This is a genomic window from Sphingopyxis sp. LARHCG72, assembly GCF_052871675.1.
Window position 1 is genome coordinate 328,398 of record NZ_JBIXJU010000002.1, and the last position, 19,550, is coordinate 347,947.

Genomic DNA, 19,550 nt, shown 5'->3' on the forward strand with positions numbered 1-19,550 from the left:
GTTGCCGGTTCAGGCGCTCGCGTTCAGAAATGCCAGCGCTGCTCCGTGCTCGATCGAGTTACGGCTTTCGTCAGAGAAGCACGCTCGATCGATGAGACCCCGAATATTCTCTTCCATGATCTTGTAGGGATAGTCGCTACCGGCAAAGACCCGGCCGGGTGCGACTTCGCAGGCAAGATGGCGCAGAAGCACCGGGTCATAAACATTGCCGTCGATGAACATCGAACGGGCCGTCACACTGGGTTGAATCTCGATTCTTCCTCCAAAGCCATCGGCCCGCTTCCATCCCTGGTCGAGGCGTCCCAGCATCGCCGGAAGGGCACCGGCACCATGGCTGAAACCGATGCGCAGGCGAGGATAGCGCTCGAGCGTGCCGGCCATCAGCAGCGAGGCCGCTGCCATTGCGATCTCGACGGGAAACAGAACCACCGAGACATATTGCGCCGACATGTCGGCGACCTTGGCTACCGGATGGATCGCGTGGACAAAGATCGCGATGCCTTCGCTTTCGGCGGCGGCAAAAAAGGGTTCAAACTCAGGATCGCCAAGCTGCTTGCCGTTTATGTTGCTTCCGATCTCGACTCCGTCGAGACCGTAACGGGAACGAAGCCCTTTGACAGCTCGCACGGCCTCGGCGACATCCTGCAGCGGTATCGCTCCGACGCCACGGAAGTAAGCCGGATGCCCGGCGACCATCTCGGCGATATGATCATTCACCGTATCGCAGACGATCGACGCCGCTCCCGAAGGCAGCCAATAGGAAAGCAGTTCGGGCATTGGCGAGAGCAGCTGCATCGAGACGCCGGATCGGGCCATGTCGGCGATGCGCCGCTCGGCATCCCAGGAGCGTGCATCGAGTACGCGAAAAGCTTTGTCACCGGAGAACAGTGTCGTCTGCTCACCGCTGCACTGCATGCATGGCCAGCGTTTCGCCGCGGCCGCATCGGGGCAGGCGGGAAATTCAGGGGGCGTGACATGCGTGTGGACGTCGATCAGCACCGTGCCGCTCACCAGAAGTCGACCCCGGCAATTGCCAGACGGTGTCGGTTTGGGTTCGTCGCGCGAGCAGGCAGTAAGGTCTTCACCGTGCAGCCTCGTTCCCGAAACGATCCAGCAGATCGAGCGCAACATCGACAATCATGTCTTCCTGCCCTCCGACCATCTGGCGGCGGCCCAGTTCGACAAGAATCGCCCGCGTATCGATCCCATGGTCGATGCTCGCCTTCTCCGCGTGCCGAAGGAAAGAGGAGTAAACGCCTGCATAGCCGAGGCTGAGCGTCTCCCGGTCGACGCGCACCGGCCGGTCCTGAAGCGGGCGGACGAGATCCTCGGCGGCATCCATGAGCGCGAACAGGTCGCATCCATGGTTCCATCCCTTGCGGTCGATCGCGGCAATGAAGACTTCGAGTGGCGCATTCCCGGCGCCCGCACCCATGCCGGCGAGACTGGCATCGACCCGGACGGCGCCCGCCTGGACGCCGACGATCGAATTGGCGACGCCAAGGGAAAGATTATGGTGCGCGTGGATGCCGCGCTCTGTCTCCGGGCGCAGAACCCGATCATAGGCAAGCAATCGTTCGCGATAGCCATCCATGTCGAGAGCGCCGCCGCTGTCGGTGACATAGACGCAGTGCGCTCCATATTCTTCCATGAGCTTTGCCTGACCGGCCAGGGTCTCTGGATCCGTCATGTGGCTCATCATGAGAAAGCCCGATACATCCATGCCGAGCGACCGCGCCGCCTCGATGTGCTGGCGAGAAACGTCGGCTTCGGTGCAATGGGTAGCGATGCGTACCGATCGGACGCCAAGAGCATGAGCCTGTTTGAGATCGGCAACCGTGCCGATCCCCGGCAGCAGCAATGTCGTGAGCACACTATGTTCAAGCACCTCGGCGACCGCCTCGATCCACTCCCAGTCGGTGTGCGCGCCGAAACCATAGTTGAAGGAGGATCCGTTCAGGCCGTCTCCGTGTGCCACTTCGATGGCATCCACCTTTGCCTGATCGAGCGCACGAGCGATCGCGCGGACATCATCGAGACCGTAACGATGCCGTATCGCGTGCATGCCGTCGCGCAGAGTGACGTCCTGAATATAAATGCGGGTCGCCGCTGGATCGAAAACCATCATGCTGCTCCTGACATTGTCCGGGCGGCGGCGATCTTTTCCGCAGTCGCAAGCGCAGCCGACGTCATGATGTCGAGATTTCCTGCATAGGCGGGGAGGTAATGCGCGGCGCCTTCGACCTCGAGAAACACGCTGGTCTTGATCCCCTCGAACTTGCCGAGGCCGGGAATGGTCAACGGATTATTGGAGCCGAAGCGTTCGAACTGGACCTTCTGCTTCAACCGGTAACCCGGAACATAGTCGGCCACACGCGCAACCATTTCCACTATCGCGGCTTCGATCCGCGATTCTTCGGCACCCGACGAAAGAATGAGAACCGTGTCGCGCATGATCATCGGCGGTTCGGCGGGGTTCAGGATGATGATCGCCTTGCCCTGAGCGGCGCCGCCCACCGCCTCGATGGCCCGCGCCGTGGTTTCGGTGAACTCGTCGATATTCGCCCGCGTGCCGGGCCCTGCGGATTTGGAGGCGATCGAAGCCACGATTTCCGCATAATGAACCTGCGCGATCCCCGAGACCGCCGCGACAATCGGGATGGTTGCCTGGCCTCCGCATGTCACCATGTTGAGGTTGGCCGCACACAGATGCGCGTCGCCGTTCACGACCGGCACGACATAGGGGCCGATCGCCGCGGGTGTGAGGTCGATCATGGCCTTTCCGGCGCGCGCCGCGATGTCGGCGTGCCGGGCATGGGCACCGGCCGAAGTCGCGTCGAAAATAATCCCGATCTCCGGCCAGACCGGGTGATCGACCAGTGCGTCCATACCTCCGTCGATCGCCTGGATCCCGAGACGCGAAGCGCGCTGCAGCCCGTCCGATGCGGGGTCAATGCCGACGAGCGCGGCAACCTCGAGACGATCCGAAAGGCGCTGGACCTTGATCATGAGGTCGGTGCCGATATTGCCCGAGCCGATGATCGCGACCTTGGTCTTGTTGCCGCTCATGCCTCATACTCGAAATGGACTGTTCCGACACCGCCGATCCGCGCGTGCACCCGCTCCCCGCCAGACAATGCCACCATGGGTCCGAGCGCTCCGGTCAACACTATGTCTCCCGCTGTGAGGGGAGCACCCTTGGCTGCCATTGTACGCGCGAGCCAGGCGGCGGCGGACAGCGGGTGCCCGAGACAGGCCGCACCTGCACCGAGCGATGCGACGGCCCCGTTTATCTCCAGAACCATTCCGCAGCTGTAGAGGTCGAGGCCATCGAGACCGCACCGTTCTGTCCCCAGCACGAAGAATGCCGATGACCCATTGTCGGCAACGGTGTCGGCGAAGCTGATCCGCCAGTCCGCGATGCGGCTGTCGACGATCTCGATGGCCGCGACGGCATGGTCGACGGCTGCCGCAACAACTTCGGCGGTCGCATCCGGATCGTCGATGTCGCGCGACAGGATAAGGGCGATTTCGGCCTCGGCCTTGGGCTGGATCACCGAACGCCGCTGCAAGACGCCGCCGTCCTCGATCTGCATGTCCGCGAAAAGAACGCCATAGTCGGGCTGGTCGACGCCGAGTTGGGCTTGCACTGCCTTTGCCGTCAGACCGATCTTGCGCCCCACGATCCGCCGGCCGTCCTCGAGCCAATGCCGGGTGTTGATTTCCTGGATGGCATAGGCCGCATCCGCATCCGTCGGTCCAAGCGCATCGCGCAGAGGTTCCACCGCGCCGGCGGCATAGGCATTCCGGAGGCGGGCGGCGACTTCTTCAATCCTGGTCATGTTCATCTTCCGCGATAAAGAGTCCGGTCACGCCGTCCTGGGATACGACGGCGTAGGATTTGACTGGCACGGTGCAGGGATATCCCGCAGGGCTGCCGTCCCGAATATCGAAAGCGCCTTCATGAAACGGGCAGATGATCCGAAAGCCTTCGAGGTCGCCGTCGGCCAGGCTGGCATTGCCGTGCGAGCAACGATCGTCCGTCGCGTAAAGTGTGCCCTCCACATTATAGACTGCGATGCACCGGCCGCCGGGCAGATCGATCGGCATCATGTCACCCGGCGCGAGTTGGTCAGCGCCAGGCAGCGCGAAAAAAGTCTTGCGGTCCAATTCACTCTCCTCGCGGAACCCGGTCATCACGCGCGCCGCAATCCTTGCTTCAAGCCGTTACGTCGGGCGGACGCCAAGCATCGGGTATCAAACGGAACCGGAGGCCATCTGCTCGATGTCGCCAAGTGCTCCGTGCCGCGGATCGCGGCCTCCTCCCCAAGTGTCTGCGGATTCGGGAACTGGAGGAAAAACACGATGTTCGCGCGGCGCTTCCTCGGGAAACTCCTCCATGCCGAAGCTATATTCGACCGTGAGGCCGTCGGGATCGAGGAAGTAGAGAAAGATACTGTCCGAGGTGGGATGACGCCCGGGCCCGCCGACCACATCGACGCCGTCGCGCTGAAAGCGATGAAGCGCGCGACCGATGTCGTCGATTTCGGTGACCATGAAGTTCACATGGTGAAGGCCGGCCTCGCCAGCCCCGATCCCGAGTGAATGATGAAGGGGGTTGGGCGTGCAGCGCATGAAACACACCCGGTCTTCAATGACGTCGGAAACCGAGAAACCGAGCGTGTCGCGAAAAAATGCCACGGTTTTCGGCCAGTCGGGAGATTTGAGGACGAGGTGGCCGAGACGCTGGATCTTTGCGTGGGTCGGCGAAAAGGGCCAGCCTTTCCTCCTTGCCGACGACGGCTCGCCGAATTCGATAACCGCCCCGGTGACGGGTTCGCTGATGCGAAACGCCCGCTCTACATCGAGGTCGCGGCACTCTGCCGGCGCGACGGCGGTCATCGTTATGCCCGCTGCCTGCAGCCGCTCGACAAGCGTGTCGAACGCGCCGGCGCCCTCCATTTCAAAGGCCATGCGCTTCAGGCCGGGCCGGGCCGAACGGTAGAGGGCAATATTGAAGCCACCGTCACCGCCCCGCAGGCGAAGACTGCCGTCGGCGCCGCCCGCGACGAATTCGAGGCCGACCTCGTCCCTGTAGAAACGCGCAGTACGCTCCGGGTCGCTGGCGTTCAGTGCGACATAGGACAGGCGGGCATAACGCGACATGACCGTCCCCTCAGAGGATCAGGCTGATCTTGCCCTGCGGCCGAAGCGAGTCGAGCGCGAGCGTGACGATTTTCGAGGCGATGCGCAGACCGCTAGCTTCGCGGCGCAGGACATATTCGACATGGGCAGGGTAGATGTCGATCCGCTCGTAGCGATAGCGATAGGTGACGACATTGGCGCTGGCGCGAACTTCGTTGCCCGACGCGGCGCTCACGCTAACGTTCGCGACCATGCGGCACGTACGCGAAGCCGGATACTCGGCATGCGCATCCTTTTTGGTGAGGCGCTTCGCCCGCTCGGTGAGCCGGAAATGGTCATCGTTGATCAGGAACAGCGCACGGCCGGTCTCTGCGGCCGGCCGATCCGTCGGGGGCACGCGATAATTGCAATCCTCGGTAAAGAGCGCGGCCCATTCGAGATAGGCATTGGTGTCGAGGAGGCGCGCTTCCTCGAATAGAAACTGCGCCACTTCATGCGTGAGTTCAACGGACATGGCGGCCCTACCTCTTGGGGATTGGGTGTCTTTCTCGGCGAGGTCCAGGCTCATGGTCCAACCACCTCGCCTTCATCCGCTCCCAGCATCAGATTGCGCCACTGCCGCCAGAAGGTGCGCTGCTGCGCCTCGTCGAGCTTGGTAAGCTGCTCGCGCGGCTTCAGCATTCCGCGCGAGACGTCATTCCAGAGATAGTCGACATTGCGCTGCAGCCCTTGCTGGCACATCTCGAGCATTTCCGTGTCGTCCGGGGTCGCAAAGCCCGCAGGCCCAAGAAATTCGACATAGTTGCGCATTCGGCGGTCGCGTGAGCTGTCCGACTCGTTGATCGGCGCCAGAGCCCACGCATTGATGTCGTGATCACCCGCAGCCTTTGGCAGAAGATTGCGGATTGTGATTCCCATGATGTCGTGGACCGCGAGGTTCGGGAAGATCGTCATGTTGCGGTCACTGTGACAGATCATTCGCGCTCGCTCCGCGCCGACGCGATCGATGATGCGCTTCTCGATCGCCTCGATCTCTTCGCGCGCCTGCTCACCCCACGCCGGCGTCCAGCGCGCATAGGGGCGGCCCCATGGCGTACTGCCGACCGACCATGATACGGCATGGCCATTGCCAAGTTGCGTCACCGTGCCGTAGTCGACTGTCGGGTTGAAGTGAGGCTTCGGGCCGTCGCGAGCGATCGTATATTCGATGTAGGTCGAGTGCGTCGCCATCGCATGATAGCCGTCGACGCTGTTTTCCTGCATGAACTTCCAGTTCGAGGGGATGCAATATTCTTCTGCTCCCTCGACGACCTCCATTCCATCTTCGCCCTGATCGGCAATGTAGGAGAGATAGGTCTTCGCGTCGGCGAGATAATCCTCGAGCGACTCGACGTCCCGGTTGAAACTGATGAAGATGAAGCCGCGATATTCTTCGCAGCGCGGCACTTCGCGCATGTTCAGCAACGGATCGGAGTCATAGCCCGGATACATGGCGCCGGGGACCGGCACGTCGGCCAGCGTGCCCGACGTGTCGAATACCCATCCATGGTAGGTGCAGCGGAACATCTTCGTCGTTCCCTGCCGCTCCTTGCAGACAACCGCTCCCCGGTGGGGACAGCTATTATAGAGAGTGCGAACGACGCCCTTGCGATCGCGAACAAGGATCAGGGCGCGGCCGTTGACGTTGCGTCGGACAAAGGAACCCGGTTGCCGGATCTCGGAGGCATGGCCGATATACAGCCACACCTTGTCGTAGATCAGTTCACGCTCCATCGCGAAGATGTCCGGATCGACGAACACACGCCGATTGACGCGAAAAAAGCCGCGCTCGCGGTCTTCCACGATGAGGCCTTCGACCAGCCTCTTGTCCGCTCCCGTAAGTGTCATAGGCCCCGTTCTTTGTGACGATGTGCTAATGGACAGACCATTAGCATTTTTGTCTCGGGGGTCAAAGGGAATCTTCGCGATAAGCCTAGATCGGCTTCCCTTCGCTACGAGCCCAAGCCGGCATCATGAGGTTCGAGGGCAGGCTGGGGTCGAGGACCTTTTCGGCCTGTTCGGCGCCGGCAATGGGAAGACCGGTCGGATCGAGGGCTCCGATCTGGGCCAGCAACGAAGCCTGGTCCCAATAGATATGCTCATGGCAGAGCTTGTCGCCCTGAAACTTGGCCACAACGACCGAGGGTATTTTCAGGGTTCGTCCGGTCGGCTTCACGCCGGGAAGCATATATTCATGCTCCTCGTCATGGATGAAACTGATGACCATTTCGAGGACCACCGAATCGGCGCCGATGATTTCGGAGACGAGCGTTGTCTGCCTGTCGCGGCTTCGGGCTGCCGAAGGAATGAAATGATATTTGTAGAAGCGCTTCAGCATGTCGTGGCCATAGCCCCCGGTCAAAGTCGGGATATGGTTGACATAAGGCTCGCCGATCATGGTCCCCATGGTGGCATCGGCATCCTGATGCACGAATTCCTGCGCCAGATGCTCGCGGAAGAGGCGGCCGAGGTCGACCCGCGGACCCAGCGCCGGGCGCAGAACGGACAGAGTTCTTGAAAGAGCAACCGACGCGGCGTGCCTGTCGAAGGCGGGGGACAGAGGCGAGGCAAATCCGACGGGCGCGGCGGCGTCGAAGAGCTGGATCCCCAGCCGGTCGGCGACGCCGACCAGACTCGCCGCATTGTGTCCGTCGACAGGCGTGACATGGAGCGCGGCCGGGCAGGGAAGGGGAGCCATCCCCGGGAAATCAACATCGGCGGCGCTCGCGAACCCGACCAGCGCGCCGACATTGCCAGAGCGGGCAACGGCCAGCGCGACCGGCCAGGCGTCTTCCGTGGCAAACAACCCCGGCCGTTCTCCCGAGGCGCCGTCGGAGCCCTGACATGCCAAGGCGATGACCGCTTCAGGATCGTCGGCGTGGCCGAGATCGGGGGCGATGCAGTCATAACCTTCGGCGCCGAACCGCTCGCACCAATAACGGCGGCTTGTCTCATCGCTTCGATCGAGAATAATGAGCCTCGGCGGCCTCACCGGACCGCCGCCGATCGCATCGGCGTTGGCTGAAGCCTGCGGCTTTCCGACCATATTCGACATTGGTGCTGGTGTCCCTCCGAGGTTGACCGGGTGCCGATCCTTACCCGAGATCGGCGTGCGCGTAGAAAAAGGAAAGCGTCCGGCGACGCGCGAGTTCGGCGGCGGCCGGATCGAAGCTCGGGCGGGCGTCGCAGTTGAAGCCATGGCCTGTATCATAGACAAAAATTTCCGCTTCGGGGCGCGCTTCCTGGATGAGGGCCACACGCTCCGGCGGCAATGTGTGATCGTGACGCCCGAAATGCAGCATCAGCGGCACGCGAGGCGCGTCGTCGCAATAGTCGGGGATCATGCTGCCATAATAGCCGACTGCGCCGGCCAATCCCGAAAGACGCGCCGCCGCGAGGAAAGCCAGCGTCCCGCCCCAGCAATAACCCAGGACAAACACCGGCGCATCCCCCGCAACGCTGTCGATGGCGGCCTGCACGTCACCCAGCACCCGTTCAAGCGGCAAGGCATCGCGCGCGGCGAGGCCTGTCTGAACATCTTCTGCAGAATAGCCGAGTTCCATTCCCGCTGCCACGCGATCGAAGAGAGCGGGCGCAACGGCGACATAGCCATCCTTCGCAAAATCATCGCACACGCGGCGGATATGTTCGTTCACCCCGAATAATTCCTGGAGCACAACCACGCTGCCGCGGGAGAGGCCAACCGGCTGCGCCCTGTAGGCGGACAATGGCCTGCCGTCGTCGGCGATGATCGAAAGGGGTGCAGTGTCGGCCATGGTCAGTTCCAGCTCCAGATAATTTTTGGCCTCCATAACTGTTTGGTCCGACCAATGAAATCAATTTTTCTTTGCGCGATGCTCGACTTTGACGCGGCGGTTGATGATGAAGTTAAACCTTGGTGATTCGTCCAGTTGCAAAAGGCGTTCGGCTCGCATCCGAGTATGTCGCTATGGCCAGCATTGGCGATTGCGCCAAAAGGTAGGACCATGTATCCCTCCGGGATGCGATCGATATTCAACAGCAGGCCCTGTGGCTGAAGCCTCGGTTCCTCTTTATCGTCCGATCAAGAAGAAACGCGTCTTCGAAGAGGTCTGCGGCCAGATTCGCGCACGAATTTATTCGGACTCCCTTCGCCCGGGCGACAAGCTGCCCGCAGAGCGCGAACTCGCCCAGCAACTCGGAGTCGGGCGCGCCGCGGTCAGGGAGGCACTGCGGGCACTGGAGAATGCTGGCGTGATCGAACTCCGCAAAGGCGCGCGCGGAGGTGCGTTTATCCAGCAGCTGAACTCGGACGTTGTATCCGCCTCGATGCGCGACATGGTTTATCTCGGCAATGTATCGCTCGACGAGCTCATCGAGATGCGCATTCTGATGAACGAGCAGGTTATTCCGCTTGTCTGCGCGCGCGCGACCGAAGAGGATCTCGCCGCGCTGGAGGACAATGTCGCGACATCGGAGGCCGTCACGCGCCTTGCAGACCGTCTTGATGCAACCCGCCAGTTTTATTTCCTGCTCGGGCAGGCGAGCCATAACCAGCTGGTCATGACGCTGCTCGGGGCGCTGACCGAAGTCGTACTCGACTTTGTGGAGAAATCAGCACCCGACCCCAATGAGCGCTCGATGCAGCAGCTGGCGGCGGAACGCCGGGTTCTTGTCGAATGCCTCCGCCGCCGAGACGTGGGTGCGGCGCTCGATGAGTCGCGCAAGGTCGCCGATTTCATGCGACGCTATCTTGAGGAATTCTCCACCAATACCCGCTGATCGCGAAGCTCAGCACGGCGAAAGCGACACGGTGGCTATCGTCTGCACAAAAGCTTGCGAATCCCATTGCGCTAATGGTAGGACCATAAAACGCACATGCAAATATCGCATGAATGCGAGCGACGGCTGCGGGAGTTTGAATGAAACTTGTGAGCTATGAGATTGACGGTGCCGAGGACTTCGGCGCGGTGGTCGATGATGGTATTGTCGCCTTGCGCGAAAGGAGCGGCGCCGCAACCCTGGCGGAATTTCTCGGTCGCGGTCTGGGCCGGATCGGAGGTGTCTGGGAAAGGACCGAGCCCGACCTGCCCCTCGGCGCGGCGCGGCTCCTGCCGCCGATACCGCGCCCCAACAAGATCATCGGCGTCGGCCTCAACTACCGCGAGCATGTCGACGAGACAGACTTCAAGGCCATGCCCTATCCAACATTGTTCATCCGGTTTCCGGACTCCGTCGTTGCATCGGGTCAGCCGATCGTGCGGCCGCGCAATTCGCTCGCGCTCGATTTCGAAGGCGAACTCGCCGTCATAATCGGCAAGGGAGGTCGTCATATCGCGCCTGCCGAGGCGGCCGAACATATCGGCGGCTATTCATGCTTCAATGACGCATCGATCCGCGACTGGCAGTTTCACACAACGCAAGTCACTCCAGGCAAGAATTTTCACGCCGTGGGCAGCTTCGGCCCGTGGGTTGTCACACCGAATGCGCTTCCCCCGCTTTCCGCGCTCAGGATTTCGACGCGATTGAATGGCCAAACGATGCAGGATGCATCGCTGGCCGACATGATCTTCAGTGTTGCCGAACTGATCGCCTATTGTTCGGCATTTACGCCGCTAAGTCCGGGCGACGTCATCGCGACCGGCTCGCCGGCCGGAATAGGCAATCGGAGGAACCCCAAGCTTTTCATGAAGCCCGGCGACACCGTCGAGGTCGAGATCAGCGGCATTGGGACGCTGCAGAACCCCATCGCGGCCGAACGCTGATTCAGACCATGCCAAGGATGCAGAGACCGCCGGCCAAGGCGCGCACGGCAAGGAGATAAACAGGATGACAATCATGGAAGCGTTCGTCGAAGACGAGGCTGGCCGGCTCTTTTCGGCTATGCGGGGGGCGAGGCCGGTTGAACAAGTTTCGCTGACCAGCAGCCCGACGATCGAGCAGGCATATGCCGTCCAGGCTAGAGCGATCCAGTTGCGGCTCGAAGAGGGCGAAACGCTCGTCGGGATGAAGATGGGCTTCACCAGCCGCGCCAAGATGGAGCAAATGGGCGTATCCGAAATGATCTTCGGGCGGTTGACCGATGCGATGCAGGCCGAAAATGGCGGCGCAGTTCCTCGCGCTCGCTTTATTCATCCCCGGGTCGAGCCCGAAATCGCTTTTCATATTTGCCAACCATTATCCGGGGAAATCTCGCGTGAGGAGGCACAGCGAGCGGTGTCGGGCGTCTGCGCGGCGATCGAACTCATCGACAGCCGGTACCGCGATTTCCGCTTCTCGCTGACGGATGTCGTCGCCGACAACAGCTCATCGGCCACTTTTGCCCTGGGTGCGTCATTGCCGGCGAGCGATCTCGCCATCGAATCCCTCGGGGTGGCGATGTCGATCGACGGCCAGCCGGTCCAGATCGGCTCCACCGCGGCCATCCTTGGCGATCCCTGGCTGTCGCTCATCGAAGCGGCGCGTTTCGCCGGCAAATACGGCTTCACTCTCGCACCGGGGCAGGTTGTTCTCGCCGGAGCGGCGACCGAGGCGGTGCCGATCGCGCAGGGAAGCACCGTCGTCGCTGAAATCGACGAGTTGCCACCCGTATCGCTGCGCTTGGCATGAGTGAAAATATTGTCATGGGGCCGATCATTGTCATCGGCGGCGGTGAAGCTGGCGGAAGGGCCGCTGTCCATCTTCGCGACTGCGGCTATACGGGCGAGCTTCTGCTCGTTTGCGGCGAGAAGCTGCCGCCATATGAGCGACCGTCGCTTTCCAAGGAGTTGCTCCTCACGCCATCCCCGGCTCCGCCCTTTCACATGTCGGTGGACGAGTATGAAAGCCGACGGATCGAGCTTGTCCACAGTCCGGCGGAAGCAATCGACCGCGCGGCGCGGGAGGTCGGGCTCGCGAGCGGGCGAGTGCTCGGTTATGACAAGCTTCTGCTGTGCCCGGGCGCCGAGCCGCGCCGGCTCGGGATCGTTGGAGAAGAGCGGCCCGGCATCTTTCATCTTCGCGAGGCCGATCAGGCTCTAAGGCTGCGAAACGCGTTAGCCGAAGCGTCGCGCGTGCTAGTGGTGGGCGGAGGCTTTATCGGCCTTGAGGTCGCCGCAAGCGCCCGACAGCTTGGCCGCGAGGTCACAATCATCGAACGGGACGCGCGGCTGATGGCGCGGTCTGTCCCTGCCTTCGTGTCGGAAAGCTTCGCGCGTATCCATGGCGAGCAGGGAATCGATATACGGTTCGGAATATATCCGGTTGCGTTCGAGGGTGCGGACGCCGTGGAATCGGTCCGTCTCAGCAATGGATTGATCGAGCATGCTGATCTTGTCGTTGTCGGGATCGGCGCGGTTCCGAGGACCGAGCTTGCCCGTTCCGCCGGACTCGACGTCACCGACGGGATCGTCGTTGATCGTGCAGGGAGGACCAGCGATCCCCATATTTACGCCGCTGGCGATGCCGTATGTCAGCACAATGATTGGGCGGGCAGGCCGGTGCGTCTCGAATGCTGGCAAAGTGCGCGAGACCAGGCCGAGCAGGCTGCACAGGCGCTGCTTGGCAGCGCCGGTCCCATGAGGCGCGCGCCGTGGATCTGGTCGGATCAGTTCGATCATAATCTGCAAATTGCCGGCTTCCCGCGCCGCCACGACGCATTTGTCGCGCGCGGCAATATGAAGAGCGAGTCCTATTCGCTGTTCCAGCTGGACGAAGGCCGACTGACCGCAGCGATATCGGTGAACAGGCCGGCGGACATGTCGGCGGCGCGCAAACTCATGGCCGCGGGAACGTTGGTCGATGCTGAAATGCTCAAGGACGAGACGCGACGGTTGAAGTCGCTTTTAGGCTGAGGCCAGCAAGGAGAGAGAATCGTCATGACGGTTGCGATCGGGGATGCCCTGCCCGAAGCCCTATTTTTCAAAATGGGGTCCGACGGACCCGTTGCTTTTGAAAGCCGGGGCTATTTTGCCCGGCGAAAAATAGTCCTCTTTTCAAGCCCCGGCGCTTTTACCCCCACCGATACGCAAGTCCAGCTCCCCGGATACATCGCGCTTCACGAGCAGTTTCGCGCGCGGGGCGTTGACGCAATCGCTTGCACGGCTGTGAATGACGTTTTCGTCATGGATGCTTGGCGCCATGCGGTGGCGGGCGAAGATCGGATCGACATGCTCGCCGATAGCAGTGGCGCATTCACGCGCGATATCGGCCTGGATCAATCGATCTCCAACTATGAGCTGGGCCGGCGCGCGATGCGTTACGCAATGATCGTCGACAACGGCATAATCCTCGGTCTTGGCGTCGAGGCAGGGCTCAAGGACACCGGCAGATCGAGCGCGGAGGCCATGCTCGCATTGCTATAGTGCCATCTTGTCAGCTTGTGTTGACGCGTTATGGACTGACCATTAAAAATTGCCGGGAATGCCCGTGCTTGTGAGGGAGGAAAAGATGAAGCGTCAGTCCTGGGGTTTGGGGCTCGGTCTGGCCGCGATGGCCATGGCAGCGTTATCTCAGCTGCCCGCCGGGGCCGCCGGCGCGGCTCAAACTGCTCAGGATCCGGGCGTGCGGACCAATGTCCTGCTACCTTTCGAAAAATCGGGTGGAAAACACACTCAGGTCGACGAAATTGTCATCGCGCCTGGTGGGAGGCTCAGCCTTCAGGGCTTTCCGGAAGAGCGTCTCTACTATCTGCTCGACGGCCGGGGCGCGCTCAGCGTCTACGATCAAGTCGGCAAGGGCGACACCTATGTCATCCGGCCGGATATCTCCCTTTATCTCACGCCCGGCTTGAAGCATGAAATGATCAATACCGGCGACGCGCCGCTGAGGCTCGTCGCCTTCCGTATTACCGGCGGCGTTGTGCCGAGCGACGCACCAGAAGGCGTGGCCTCCTGGCCGGTCGTCGCAAAGCCGGGCGTGACCGTCGACAAGCCCGCCGTGGGCACAGGCTTCTGGATCACCTATGTATTCGACGAGCGCTCCAATGCTTCGGTCACCGAAGGCCAGTTGCTGCAGGTCCGCGCGCTCAGGCTGCGCCGCGCGCAGAAACTCGCGGTTGCGGAGATCCTGATTCTGGGGCCGGGCGGCGAAACGCGACGCCACACCCACAATGATACCGACGAGACGCTCTATGTGCTGATGGGTGAGGGCAATTTTGTCTTCGACGGGAAGAAAATCCCGTTCAAGGCCGGGTCCACGATCAGCTATCCCGCCAGCGGCGTTCGCAATGTCGAAAATACCAGCAATGTGCCGATCATGTACATCAGCATCAACACGCTGACCGATGCCGCGGCAAAATGAGGAGCAGTTCGATGACATCTCCGGTCCGGTGGGCTCCGCATCGCATGTGCGACCACAGGTTGCCCACCATCGGTTTGCTAATAGCGTTCATGTCGATAACCACTCCGCTCGCCGCATCGCCGCGGCTTGATCATGTCTCGGTTTGCGCAACCGATCTCGACATCCTGCAGAAGGGCTTTGCGGACGCCGGTCTGATTGCGGACGCGGACGGGCTGCACGCAAACGCTTCGAGCCGGATGGCGCATATCGGCTTCGACGATAAGACCTATATCGAGCTCATTGGACCAGCCGTGCCCGGGACGTTCGAGGGATCGCCGTGGAGTGCGCTCATGGCGGGCAATGCCGGACCCTGCTTCTGGTTTGCGCTCGTCGACGACGTCGCGGGCGAGGTCAAGCGTCTGAAAGAGGTCGGGGTCGAAGCAACCGCGCCGCGTCCTGGGGGCCGGACAACGAAGGACGGCAAAGCGGTCGAATGGATATCGTCCATGGCAGGTGCCGGGTCGCCGGGGGCCGTGCTGCCGCTGATGATCGAAGATAAAACGGCCCGCCACCTCAGGGTGCGCACTTCGGCCAGCGTCAAAGGGGCGCCTGTGTCGGGCGTGGACAGCGTCGTGATCGGCGTAAAGGACCTCGACTCGTCGATTGCGCTGTTCCGCAAGGCATATGGTTGGCCGGCCCCTTCGGTTCAGCACGACAAGGCCTTCGGGACGATCGCCCGTTTTGCAGGCGAACCCGTCATTCTCGCGTCCGCATCGTCGGGATGGATGGCCGATCGGGTCGCGAAATTTGGCGACGGGCCGGTTGCACTCTTGCTTGGCGCGTCCGATTTCAAGGCAGCGCGCGCGAAATATCGCCTCTCGGTCAAAGGTAGATGGTTCGGCAAGCGTGTCGGCTGGTTCGACGTAGAGCGCACGGGCGGCGTCAGGCTGGGCGTGATCGCCCGCTGAGGCTCGACGAGTTTCGCGGCTTCAGCCGGCGAGGCCGACCGCTCGGGCGAAATTGCCTTCGATCCACGCGAGAGGCTCGGGCCGCCCGCAGCGGACGACCGATACGACATGTCCGATAAAAATGTCGTGCGTGCCGCATTCGGTATTGCTGAAAACATCGCAGGAAATGCTGGCCGCAGCGTCGCGCAGGATGGGCGCGCTACCCGAGAGGTCCCAGTTGTCGCCTTCGAAACGCTTGCTGCGGCTTCCTGGCGTTGAAAACAGCGTGACCAGATCGCAATGTGAGATCTGGAGAAGGTTCACGCAGAAACGCCGCGATAATGCGATCGCCGTATGGGCGCTTGCCTCGCGATTTATGGCGACAAGCATCGTCGGCGGAGCCATCGATGCCGGAATGACCGCCGATGCGGCGAGCCCCATCGGCTCATTCGTCGATGGATGGAAGGCCGTGACCAGCGACACGGCTCCGGGCATCCTCCGCATGGCCGCCTTGAGCTCGGTTGAATGATCCATCTGGCACCTTCTCTCAACTTGCTCTCCCATGAGCACATGCCCGTTCCTTAATGGTCCGTCCATTGAAAATTTGCGATTTCCGGACTGTGTGTATGGCGAAGATGCTATGCGACCGTCGCGTGAGCGAACGTCATTGCTCGTCTGTGGCAAAATGATGTAATCGGCTTCTCACACAGGAAACGGGTGGGCTAACGTGGCAAGCGGCGAGACGGCGGTTTATCAGCCAATCAAGAAGCGCAGAGTGTTCGAAGAAGTCTGTTCGCAGATTCGCGGCAGGATCTACGAGGAGTCGCTTCGGCCTGGAGACAAGCTGCCGGCGGAACGGGACTTGGCCCAGCAATTGGGCGTCGGGCGCGCCGCTGTTCGTGAGGCACTGCGGGCGCTCGAGAGTGCGGGGATCCTGACTCTTCAGAAAGGGAAAAAGGGAGGCGCCTTCATCCAGCACCTCGACTCCGAGATAATCTCGACGTCGATGCGCGACATGATTTCGCTCGGCAAGGTTCCGCTCAACGACCTTATCGAGACGCGTGTTCTGATGAACGACATGGTCATCCCGCTGGTCTGCAAGCGGGCGACCGACGAGGATTTCGATGCACTGGACGAGAATATATCCGCGGCGCGCAAAGCAGCGGGACTTCGAGAACGTCTCGAGAATACGCGTCAATTCTACAAGCTTTTAGGACAGGCGAGCCACAATCAGCTCGTCATGACCCTGCTCGGCTCGCTCACCGAGGTGGTGCTGGATTTTGTGGAGCGTGTCGGCCCCGCACCCATGGATGGCGTTGCAGACGCTCGTCACGACCTTGTCGCCAAGCTTCGAGCGCGAGACGTCGAGGGAGCTCTGACGATTTCGCGCGCGATCGCAGATGCGATGCATCATCATCTGGAACGCCACGCGCGGTAGAGGGCGAAAGACCCGCTGGTTCTTGTCAGAGGGTGGCGGCAGCGCGAGCAGCCTGATTATAGTCGCCCGACAACATGCGCAGCTGCGTCGCCATGTGCGAAAGCGCTTCCTCCGAGATCCCGCCGGCCTTGACACTCTCGACGAGCAATTTTTCGCGCGCGTCCCTGTAACGGTCGCAAAAGCCGATGCCCTCTTCGGTGATCTCGACGAGCTTTTCCTTGCCTTGCCGCCGGCTGTTGACGAGGCCCGCCGCAGCCAGTTTGCGTACCGCATAATTGGCCAAGTGTGTGTCTTCGATATGGAGGACGAGCATGACATCCATAAATCGTTTCGGACGATCACGATGGCGTACGGTGTGCAGGATAAGAATCTCGAGCGGCGTAAGCTGCGCGCCGGCCGCCGCTGCGCAGCGCACGATCCAGCGCTGATATGCGTTCGCTGCCAACGTAAGGCTGAACTCCAGTTCGGAAAGTGCCGGCGATGCGCCGGTCGCCAGATGCGCGGAGGAAACGATCGGCGCCGATTTCTCGATTTCTGTCATCATGTTCTTCCCCTTGGTCCTGAATACAGACCAAAGTTCAAACAAACAGTCAATCGGTAACATATCATATATTTTATTGACAAAATACCGTCGACACGATTGCATTATATCGAGGAGCTCGGGCATTTTTTTACCCGCGCGTGGGTTGTTTGTTTCGATGTTGGCTGACGAAATTGGTGTCTCCAAACTGCCGACCATTCGACAGCCCCGCGCCGCGGACGCGCTTCGATCCATGAGGGAGCAATATCTGTGAAACCCGCCAGAACCATTTTGCTGACCGCGAGCCTGGCCGTCCTTGGAGTGCCGATTTCAACCCCGACGCTTGCGCACGCAGCGGATCGCGTCACGGCCCGCGTGCTTGAAGGCGCTGACGCTGTCGACGATCAAAGCTATGCCCGCCCGCTGGAAGCGCGCGTCACCCACGTGGCGCTCGACCTCGAGGCCGATATGGCCGAGAAACGCTTCACCGGTACGGCAACGCTGGATATCATGATGGCGAAGGGCGCGACATCGATCGTGCTCGACGCGCTCGAACTGGACATCATCTCGGTTACGGATCGCGATGGAAGGGCCCTTCGCTGGTCGATCGGCGCCAGTGATCCGGAAAAAGGTGCGCCACTGACGATCGTTCCCGGGTCGGCGAAGACGATCGTGATACGCTATCGTTCGAGCCCCGGGGCGCGCGCGCTGCAATGGCTTCCGGCGGCGTCGACCGGCGGAAAACGTCTTCCGCTTCTGTTCAGTCAGGGGCAGCCGATCAACAATCGCAGCTGGATCCCGACGCAGGACAGTCCCGGAATTCGGCAGACATGGAGCGCGCGTATTGTCGTGCCCGAAGGCCTTGTCGCTTTGATGAGTGCCGATCGCCTTTCGCCGCAAGGCGAGCCTGCGGGACCGGGCAAGCGAGCCTTCCGGTTCGGCATGGACCATCCCGTCCCGCCTTATCTGATTGCTATCGCCATCGGAGATTTCGCATTTCATCCTCTGGGGCCGCGCACCGGAGTCTGGGCAGAACCGGGAAATCTCGGCGCCGCGGCGAAGGAACTCGTCGATACCGAAGCGATGGTGGGCGCAGCCGAAGAGCTTTATGGTCCCTATTTGTGGGGCCGCTATGACGTCCTCGTTCTGCCGGCCTCCTTTCCCGCAGGCGGCATGGAGAACGCCACACTCACGTTTCTGACGCCGACCTTCATCACCGGCGACCGCGCCAATGTCGACCTCATCGCACATGAACTGGCCCATAGCTGGTCCGGAAATCTCGTTACCAACGCGACCTGGAACGACCTCTGGCTCAACGAGGGTTTCACCAATTATGTCGAGAACCGGATCATGGAGCGCATGTACGGGAAGGAGCGCGCGGACCTTGAAGCGGACCTCGACTGGCGCGCGCTCGAAGCGATGACGGCCCGGCTCCTGGCATCTGACCCCGCCGGCACAAAGCTTCATGCAGGGACCGACGGAAGCTTGCCCTATAGCAAGGGGGCGGCCTTCCTGCGGACCATCGAGGCAACGGTAGGGCGCGATCGGTTCGACCCTTATCTTCGTGGCTATTTCGAGCGAAACGCATTCGCGCCGCAAACGACTGCCGGCTTCCTGGCGGATCTGCGGCAGCATCTGATAAAGGGGGAAAGCGCGGTTGAAGCCAGGCTTCGGCTTGACGAATGGGCCTATGGCACCGGCTTGCCCGCGAACGCCGTCCATCCCGTCTCTCCCCGCCTTGCCCAGGTCGAGGAGCAGCAGCAGCATTTCGCCAGCGGAAGCGGCGCGGCGGCGCTCCGGACGGACGGCTGGGGAACGAAGGAGTGGAAATATTTCCTCGACGGGCTGGAGCGCCGGCAAGACGCGGCGCGTCTCGCCGATCTCGACGACAAGCTCGGACTCTCGCGTTCGAGCAATGCCTATGTCCGAACCGCCTGGCTGCAACTCGCAATTGCCAATCGCTATGAACCGGCGCGCGCGTCGATCATCGAATTCCTCAATGCCGTAGGAAGACCCCTATTCATAGGGCCCATCTATCGTGATCTCCTCGCCGAGGGTGACTGGGGCCGGGCGATTGCGACCGATGCTTTTCGGACCGCTGGACCGGGATATCACCCGACGGTGTCCGCCGGGCTCGCCAAATTGCTGGGGCCGAAGACAGAACAATCGCCGCAGCCATAAAAGGATGTCGGCGTGGTGCCGCGCGGCGAGTGCTTGACGGACG

General features: G+C 61.5%; 20 protein-coding genes and 1 pseudogene. 10 read left to right on the forward strand and 11 right to left on the reverse strand.

Annotated elements, in window-relative coordinates; all coding sequences use genetic code 11:
• Positions 1–9: 9 nt before the first annotated feature.
• The 9 genes from ACIPPQ_RS06730 to ACIPPQ_RS06770 form a co-directional block, all read right to left on the reverse strand.
• On the reverse strand, positions 10–1,131 hold the full coding sequence (locus ACIPPQ_RS06730) for an amidohydrolase family protein (RefSeq protein ID WP_446543365.1): 1,122 nt from the start codon (positions 1,129–1,131) through the stop codon (positions 10–12).
• Positions 1,082–2,125: a 4-hydroxy-2-oxovalerate aldolase gene (dmpG, locus tag ACIPPQ_RS06735; RefSeq protein WP_446543527.1), complete on the reverse strand. Its 1,044-nt coding sequence runs from the start codon at positions 2,123–2,125 to the stop codon at positions 1,082–1,084. The genes ACIPPQ_RS06730 and dmpG overlap by 50 nt, the downstream gene beginning before the upstream one ends.
• The gene (locus ACIPPQ_RS06740; RefSeq protein ID WP_446543366.1) at positions 2,125–3,069 is read right to left on the reverse strand and encodes an acetaldehyde dehydrogenase (acetylating); all 945 of its coding nucleotides are present in this window, start codon (positions 3,067–3,069) and stop codon (positions 2,125–2,127) included. Before ACIPPQ_RS06740 ends, dmpG begins: the two co-directional genes overlap by 1 nt.
• Positions 3,066–3,842, reverse strand: coding sequence for a 2-keto-4-pentenoate hydratase (locus tag ACIPPQ_RS06745; RefSeq protein WP_446543367.1), 777 nt, complete (start codon positions 3,840–3,842; stop codon positions 3,066–3,068). The genes ACIPPQ_RS06740 and ACIPPQ_RS06745 overlap by 4 nt, the downstream gene beginning before the upstream one ends.
• On the reverse strand, positions 3,829–4,197 hold the full coding sequence (locus ACIPPQ_RS06750) for a non-heme iron oxygenase ferredoxin subunit (RefSeq protein ID WP_446543368.1): 369 nt from the start codon (positions 4,195–4,197) through the stop codon (positions 3,829–3,831). The genes ACIPPQ_RS06745 and ACIPPQ_RS06750 overlap by 14 nt, the downstream gene beginning before the upstream one ends.
• 60 nt (positions 4,198–4,257) lie before the next feature.
• A complete protein-coding gene (locus ACIPPQ_RS06755; protein WP_446543369.1) occupies positions 4,258–5,166 on the reverse strand; it encodes a VOC family protein in 909 nt (302 codons plus the stop codon).
• 10 nt (positions 5,167–5,176) lie between these two features.
• On the reverse strand, positions 5,177–5,659 hold the full coding sequence (locus ACIPPQ_RS06760) for an aromatic-ring-hydroxylating dioxygenase subunit beta (RefSeq protein ID WP_446543370.1): 483 nt from the start codon (positions 5,657–5,659) through the stop codon (positions 5,177–5,179).
• Positions 5,660–5,709: 50 nt separating this feature from the next.
• The gene (locus ACIPPQ_RS06765) at positions 5,710–7,032 is read right to left on the reverse strand and encodes an aromatic ring-hydroxylating oxygenase subunit alpha (RefSeq protein ID WP_446543371.1); all 1,323 of its coding nucleotides are present in this window, start codon (positions 7,030–7,032) and stop codon (positions 5,710–5,712) included.
• Between the two features lie 1,247 nt (positions 7,033–8,279).
• Positions 8,280–8,960, reverse strand: a complete 681-nt coding sequence (locus tag ACIPPQ_RS06770; protein WP_446543372.1) for a dienelactone hydrolase family protein — start codon at positions 8,958–8,960, stop codon at positions 8,280–8,282.
• A gap of 253 nt (positions 8,961–9,213) precedes the next feature.
• Here ACIPPQ_RS06770 and ACIPPQ_RS06775 point away from each other — a divergent pair, with 253 nt between their 5' ends.
• The 7 genes from ACIPPQ_RS06775 (at position 9,214) to ACIPPQ_RS06805 (ending at position 15,389) form a co-directional block, all read left to right on the forward strand.
• Positions 9,214–9,945: a FadR/GntR family transcriptional regulator gene (locus tag ACIPPQ_RS06775; protein WP_446543373.1), complete on the forward strand. Its 732-nt coding sequence runs from the start codon at positions 9,214–9,216 to the stop codon at positions 9,943–9,945.
• Between the two features lie 140 nt (positions 9,946–10,085).
• Complete coding sequence (locus tag ACIPPQ_RS06780; protein WP_446543374.1) at positions 10,086–10,928, forward strand: fumarylacetoacetate hydrolase family protein; 843 nt, start codon at positions 10,086–10,088, stop codon at positions 10,926–10,928.
• A gap of 64 nt (positions 10,929–10,992) precedes the next feature.
• A complete protein-coding gene (locus ACIPPQ_RS06785; RefSeq protein WP_446543375.1) occupies positions 10,993–11,772 on the forward strand; it encodes a 2-keto-4-pentenoate hydratase in 780 nt (259 codons plus the stop codon).
• Entirely contained in the window at positions 11,769–12,995 is a 1,227-nt protein-coding gene (locus ACIPPQ_RS06790) for an NAD(P)/FAD-dependent oxidoreductase (protein WP_446543376.1), read from the forward strand. The genes ACIPPQ_RS06785 and ACIPPQ_RS06790 overlap by 4 nt, the downstream gene beginning before the upstream one ends.
• A gap of 24 nt (positions 12,996–13,019) precedes the next feature.
• Positions 13,020–13,505: a redoxin family protein gene (locus tag ACIPPQ_RS06795; RefSeq protein ID WP_446543377.1), complete on the forward strand. Its 486-nt coding sequence runs from the start codon at positions 13,020–13,022 to the stop codon at positions 13,503–13,505.
• Positions 13,506–13,590: 85 nt separating this feature from the next.
• Positions 13,591–14,442 carry a cupin domain-containing protein gene (locus ACIPPQ_RS06800; RefSeq protein WP_446543378.1) on the forward strand — a complete coding sequence of 284 codons (852 nt, stop codon included), beginning with the start codon at positions 13,591–13,593 and terminating at the stop codon, positions 14,440–14,442.
• 11 nt (positions 14,443–14,453) lie between these two features.
• Complete coding sequence (locus ACIPPQ_RS06805; protein ID WP_446543379.1) at positions 14,454–15,389, forward strand: VOC family protein; 936 nt, start codon at positions 14,454–14,456, stop codon at positions 15,387–15,389.
• Positions 15,390–15,410: 21 nt separating this feature from the next.
• Here the strand turns inward: ACIPPQ_RS06805 and ACIPPQ_RS06810 are convergent, their stop codons facing one another.
• A complete protein-coding gene (locus ACIPPQ_RS06810; protein WP_446543380.1) occupies positions 15,411–15,902 on the reverse strand; it encodes a flavin reductase family protein in 492 nt (163 codons plus the stop codon).
• A 193-nt stretch (positions 15,903–16,095) separates the two neighbouring features.
• On the opposite strand from ACIPPQ_RS06810, the gene ACIPPQ_RS06815 reads away from it, so the two are divergent.
• Positions 16,096–16,806 (forward strand): FadR/GntR family transcriptional regulator, encoded by a 711-nt coding sequence (locus ACIPPQ_RS06815; RefSeq protein WP_446543381.1) that lies wholly within the window; start codon positions 16,096–16,098, stop codon positions 16,804–16,806.
• 25 nt (positions 16,807–16,831) lie between these two features.
• Here the strand turns inward: ACIPPQ_RS06815 and ACIPPQ_RS06820 are convergent, their stop codons facing one another.
• Positions 16,832–17,410, reverse strand: coding sequence for a winged helix DNA-binding protein (locus tag ACIPPQ_RS06820; protein ID WP_446543382.1), 579 nt, complete (start codon positions 17,408–17,410; stop codon positions 16,832–16,834).
• Between the two features lie 384 nt (positions 17,411–17,794).
• Between ACIPPQ_RS06820 and ACIPPQ_RS06825 the strand changes: the two are divergent.
• Positions 17,795–18,235, forward strand: a pseudogene (locus ACIPPQ_RS06825) (aminopeptidase); the annotation flags it as partial.
• Positions 18,236–18,268: 33 nt separating this feature from the next.
• Complete coding sequence (locus ACIPPQ_RS06830; protein ID WP_446543528.1) at positions 18,269–19,507, forward strand: leukotriene A4 hydrolase C-terminal domain-containing protein; 1,239 nt, start codon at positions 18,269–18,271, stop codon at positions 19,505–19,507.
• The last annotated feature ends 43 nt before the right edge of the window (positions 19,508–19,550 follow it).